The sequence below is a fragment of the Pedobacter sp. 05L430 genome, assembly GCF_056397585.1.
The window spans coordinates 1-5337 of the sequence record NZ_JBFTNT010000289.1 but is presented as its reverse complement, the minus strand read 5'-3'; the positions used below and the strand labels follow the sequence as shown (position 1 = coordinate 5337).

The window sequence follows — 5337 nt, the reverse complement described above, 5'->3', positions numbered from 1 at the left end:
TTCGTACATTCTTCACACCTCGTTCACACCAAACCCACAAACAGGTACTTTTTTGTGAAGAATGTATGTAGAATGTGCGAATTATGTGAGGACTTCGTCTTTCTGACTAATAAACCCGATTAAAAGCAACCAATGGCATAAATTCCCGGTTCATAAAAAAGGTTAGTAATCAATTCATTAAAAATTTGGTAATTTCAGAAACACGCTTATTTTTGTAAAGCCCGGTCTTGCCAATTAAATGACTTAAGTGCTTTAAGGTAATGGCGAAAAAGGGCAGTCTGCCAGCTACAAACAATTGGCTTTGGCCTTTTTTGGAGGCAGCTAAAGTCGACAACTAACAACCAAAAATAAACTAAACAAGAGATCAAAGTATGGAGTTTTTACAGAACAATTTAATCTATTTTATTCCCGCATTGGGTTTAATTGGCATCATTGTGATGGCTATTAAAAGTGCATGGGTAAACAAACAGGATGCAGGGGATAAAAACATGCAGGAACTGGCCGGCTATATTGCTGATGGTGCAATGGCCTTTTTAAAAGCTGAATGGAAAGTACTTAGCATTTTTGTTGTGTTTACGGCTGCATTACTTGCCTATTCAGGAACGGTACATGAAGTTAACGGCGTACAATTACACTCCAGCTGGATCATATCTATTGCCTTTATTATTGGAGCTGTGTTTTCTGCTACCGCAGGATACATTGGAATGAAAGCAGCAACAAAAGCGAATGTTCGTACTACTCAGGCTGCAAGAACAAGTTTAAAACAAGCGCTAAAGGTTTCTTTTACCGGCGGTACGGTAATGGGATTGGGTGTAGCAGGTTTAGCTATTTTAGGTTTAGGCGGTTTATTTATTGTTTTCCTAAACGTTTTTAATGTTGTTCAACCAAACAGCGCAGAAATGAAAACAGCGATAGAGGTACTAACCGGATTTTCATTAGGAGCCGAATCTATTGCGCTTTTTGCGCGTGTGGGCGGTGGTATTTACACCAAAGCTGCCGATGTAGGCGCCGACTTAGTTGGTAAAGTTGAAGCTGGAATTCCTGAAGATGATGTGCGTAACCCGGCAACCATTGCAGATAACGTTGGCGACAATGTTGGTGATGTGGCCGGTATGGGAGCGGATTTATTTGGTTCTTATGTGGCAACTATTCTTGCTACAATGGTATTAGGACAGGAAATTGTTGCGACAGATAATTTTGGAGGTATGTCTCCGATACTATTACCTATGGTGATCTGCGGATTGGGTATCTTGTTTTCGATAATAGGCACCTGGTTTGTGCGCATCAAAGGTGAAGATTCTAATGTACAAACAGCGTTAAACCTGGGCAACTGGGGATCAATTGTAATTACTGCCATTGCATCTTATTTCATTGTGATGTGGATGCTGCCTTCAAACCTGCATTTGCGCGGCGTTGATTTTACCAGTATTGACGTATTTTTTGCGATCATAGTAGGATTGGTTGTAGGTACCTTAATGAGTATTATAACTGAATATTATACGGCAATGGGGAAAGGCCCTGTTAATTCAATTATCCAGCAATCTGGCACAGGTCATGCTACAAACATTATTGGGGGGTTATCGGTAGGTATGAAATCTACTGTTGCTCCTATCCTGGTTTTAGCAGGAGGCATCATTTTCTCTTATGCTTTTGCAGGATTATACGGTGTAGCAATTGCCGCTGCAGGTATGATGGCTACTACAGCAATGCAGTTGGCAATTGATGCATTCGGCCCTATTGCTGATAATGCTGGTGGTATTGCTGAAATGAGTCAATTACCTCCTGAAGTACGTGAACGTACTGACAATCTGGACGCCGTTGGGAACACAACTGCAGCTACCGGTAAAGGATTTGCAATTGCTTCGGCAGCATTAACCTCACTTGCTTTATTTGCGGCATTTGTTGGTGTAGCGGGTATATCTGCTATCGACATCTATAAAGCTCCTGTTTTGGCCGGGCTATTTGTAGGTGCGATGATTCCTTTTATATTTTCTGCATTATGTATTGCAGCGGTTGGCAAAGCAGCAATGGATATGGTACAGGAAGTTCGTCGCCAGTTCCGCGAAATTCCAGGAATTATGGAATATAAAGCAAAGCCGGAATACGAAAAATGTGTTGCCATTTCGACTAAGGCCTCGATTCGCGAAATGATGTTGCCAGGTGCTATTGCACTTTTAGTTCCAATTATAGTGGGTTTTGGTTTCAAAGGTGTTTTCCCATCGGTAAGTTCTGCTGAAATATTAGGTGGTCTATTAGCAGGTGTTACCGTATCCGGAGTACTTATGGGAATTTTCCAGAGTAACGCGGGTGGTGCATGGGACAACGCTAAAAAATCATTTGAAAAGGGTGTTGAGATCAATGGCGAGATGCATTACAAAAAATCTGAGCCTCATAAAGCATCTGTTACAGGTGATACGGTTGGCGATCCTTTTAAAGATACTTCCGGACCGTCAATGAACATCCTTATTAAACTAATGTCGATTGTCTCTTTGGTTATTGCCCCATATATAGCTGTTAGTCCAGGCGAGAATACCGCCTCAAAAAAAGAAATCACGAATTCGATTCAGGTTTCCGCTAAAATGTCGGCATTAACACAAGAAATAGCTAAAAACGTAAAATATTTACTTGAGGAAAGACCTAAAAATACTCAATTCGCTCAAAACAAAGTGAACAACACACTAAAAGTGGAGGGGAAACAGTCAAGAAGATCGATTGACAACATTAAAGCTCAACCTTAAACTTCATTAGGATAAAAATAAAAGGGATTTCGTAAAAGAATCCCTTTTATTTTTAGATATATTTTATTTAGGTTTGGCACTTATAATATAAACTAGACGAGTTATAGATACACTTTAACTAAACTTTAAACTATGAATTTTAGAAAGTCAATTGACTTACTTACACAAGAAGCTGCTGAAAGTGGTGAAGGAACCCTGAAACGGACCCTTGGCCCCGTCAATTTGGTGGCTTTGGGTATTGGTGCAATTATTGGAGCCGGACTGTTTTCCATAACCGGATCTGCTGCCGCCAATAACGCAGGACCAGCCATTACCATCTCATTTGTTATTGCAGCTTTGGGTTGCGCTTTTGCAGGCTTATGTTATGCCGAATTTGCTTCAATGATCCCGGTAGCAGGTAGTGCTTATACTTATTCATATGCTACAATGGGTGAATTTATAGCCTGGATAATTGGCTGGGATTTGGTATTGGAATATGCTTTAGGTGCCGCAACGGTATCCATTAGCTGGAGTAGGTATCTGGTCAAGTTTCTGGCGTATTACGATGTCCATCTACCCGCGCAGGTAACCATGTCGCCTTTTGAAACGGCAACCCTTTTAGATGGCACCGTAGTTTCTGGTATGTTTAACTTACCTGCTGTATTTATTATCGTCTTAATGTCCTTTGTTTTGATCAGAGGCACCAGCGAATCTGCATTTATTAATGGGCTCATTGTAGCTATTAAGGTTGTAATTGTATTCATTTTTATCCTTTTAGGATGGAAATATATTAACGCCGACAACTATTCACCTTATTTTATTCCTGCTGACAAACCAGGTCACGAAAGTATGTTTACACACGGATGGGGGGGCGTAATACGAGCGGCCGGAATTGTTTTCTTTGCCTATATAGGTTTTGATGCCGTTTCTACAGCTGCCCAGGAGGCAAAAAATCCTAAGAAAGATATGCCCATCGGTATCCTTGTTTCTTTGTTTATTTGTACAATTCTATATATTCTTTTTGCACACGTAATGACCGGGGTAGCTAATTTTGACATGTTTAAAGGTCAGGATGGTATTGCTCCTGTTGCTGTTGCAATTGACAATATGGGTGTAAAAAATGCAGCAGGTGTTGTTGTTCCATCTTATCCGTGGTTAAATAAGTTGATTATTCTTGCCATTCTGGGTGGTTATGCTTCAGTTATCCTGGTGATGCTATTGGGCCAATCGAGGGTATTCTTCTCGATGAGTAAAGATGGTTTATTACCAAAGGTGTTCTCGAAAGTTCACCCTAAATATAGTACACCTGCAAAAAGCAACTTATTATTTATGTTTTTTGTAAGCTTATTCGCAGCATTTGTTCCGGCCACTGTAGTGGGCGAAATGACAAGCATAGGTACTCTTTTGGCATTTATTCTTGTTTGCATCGGAATAGTTATCTTAAGAAATAGAATGCCTGATTTGCCTCGTGCATTTAAAGTGCCTTTGGTACCGCTTATTCCAATATTGGGTGTAGCGGTTTGCTTAGGTATGATGGTGTTCCTGCCTCTTGATACATGGGTTCGTTTATTGGTATGGATGATTATTGGTATTAACGTGTACCTGTTCTATGGTATGAAAAACAGTTTATTATCTGATAACTTACAAGCTACATTAGCAAAAAGCACTAAAACTGTGTCTTATGTAGGTTTTGGCCTTGCTATTTTGTTGATCATAGTGGCGTTAATTCACCACAATATTACTGACGGCAAAGACACAGGCTTATACTACTTCTCCTTAGTGTTTGCTGTTGCGCATATCATTTTATACTTATACCGGGCTTCAACATCTAATCGGGTTCAGGCAAAGTAATCAAGCATAATTAGCAATAAAAAAGCCGCTCAGTTTGAGTGGCTTTTTTATTGCTAATTAATTTACCTTTGTAGCATAAATTAACTGCTATGGAATTCAATTTTCGACAAATTCTATCTACTTCAATGGTACTATTCGCTATCATTGATATTCTGGGAGCTATACCTGTAGTAATTGAGCTTAGAAAGAAAGCCGGACATATTCAATCTGAAAAGGCAGCTATAGTTGCAACCGTACTTATGGTTATCTTTTTGTTTGCCGGCGAGACCTTGTTAAAGGTTATCGGACTGGATGTTGAATCATTTGCCATTGCGGGCTCATTTGTGATCTTCTTTATTGCCATGGAAATGGTACTTGGTCTAACCATATTTAAAGAAGGTGATGCGCCTGAAACGGTATCAATTGTGCCTCTTGCATTTCCATTAATAGCAGGTGCTGGAACCATGACCACTTTACTTTCGTTAAAAACTGAATATGCAACTCAAAACATCATTATTGGAATCATCATCAATATGCTATTCGTTTATTTTGTATTAAAGAATACAGAGCGTTTAGAGAAGCTTTTTGGCAAATCCGGCTTAAATGTTTTAAGAAAAGCTTTTGGAATTATCCTTCTTGCTATTGCTATCAAATTATTCAGAAACAATACTGGCTTGTAACAAAACCATCTTTTGATCGTCTAAAATAAAAAAGGCTATGAACAGCTTCGAGCAATTCACGTTGATTATTGGTGTGCTGGCCATATTGTTTGAGACCATAAGTCACATTA

3 protein-coding genes are annotated in these 5337 nt (G+C 39.5%); all 3 read left to right on the top strand.

The window, feature by feature from the left end; all coding sequences use genetic code 11:
* The first annotated feature begins 371 nt into the window (after nucleotides 1-371).
* The 3 genes from AC1DG9_RS22685 (at nucleotide 372) to AC1DG9_RS22675 (ending at nucleotide 5227) form a co-directional block, all read left to right on the top strand.
* Entirely contained in the window at nucleotides 372-2738 is a 2367-nt protein-coding gene (locus AC1DG9_RS22685; protein ID WP_337717362.1) for a sodium-translocating pyrophosphatase, read from the top strand.
* A gap of 132 nt (nucleotides 2739-2870) precedes the next feature.
* A complete protein-coding gene (locus AC1DG9_RS22680; protein ID WP_172661176.1) occupies nucleotides 2871-4568 on the top strand; it encodes an amino acid permease in 1698 nt (565 codons plus the stop codon).
* Between the two features lie 89 nt (nucleotides 4569-4657).
* A complete protein-coding gene (locus AC1DG9_RS22675; RefSeq protein ID WP_048907221.1) occupies nucleotides 4658-5227 on the top strand; it encodes a MarC family protein in 570 nt (189 codons plus the stop codon).
* Nucleotides 5228-5337: the final 110 nt, after the last annotated feature.

Bases quoted from the DNA above. Each gene is read 5' to 3' on its own strand.
- AC1DG9_RS22685 (WP_337717362.1), top strand. From the start codon at position 372: ATGGAGTTTTTACAGAACAATTTAATCTATTTTATTCCCGCATTGGGT.
- AC1DG9_RS22680 (WP_172661176.1), top strand. From the start codon at position 2,871: ATGAATTTTAGAAAGTCAATTGACTTACTTACACAAGAAGCTGCTGAA.
- AC1DG9_RS22675 (WP_048907221.1), top strand. From the start codon at position 4,658: ATGGAATTCAATTTTCGACAAATTCTATCTACTTCAATGGTACTATTC.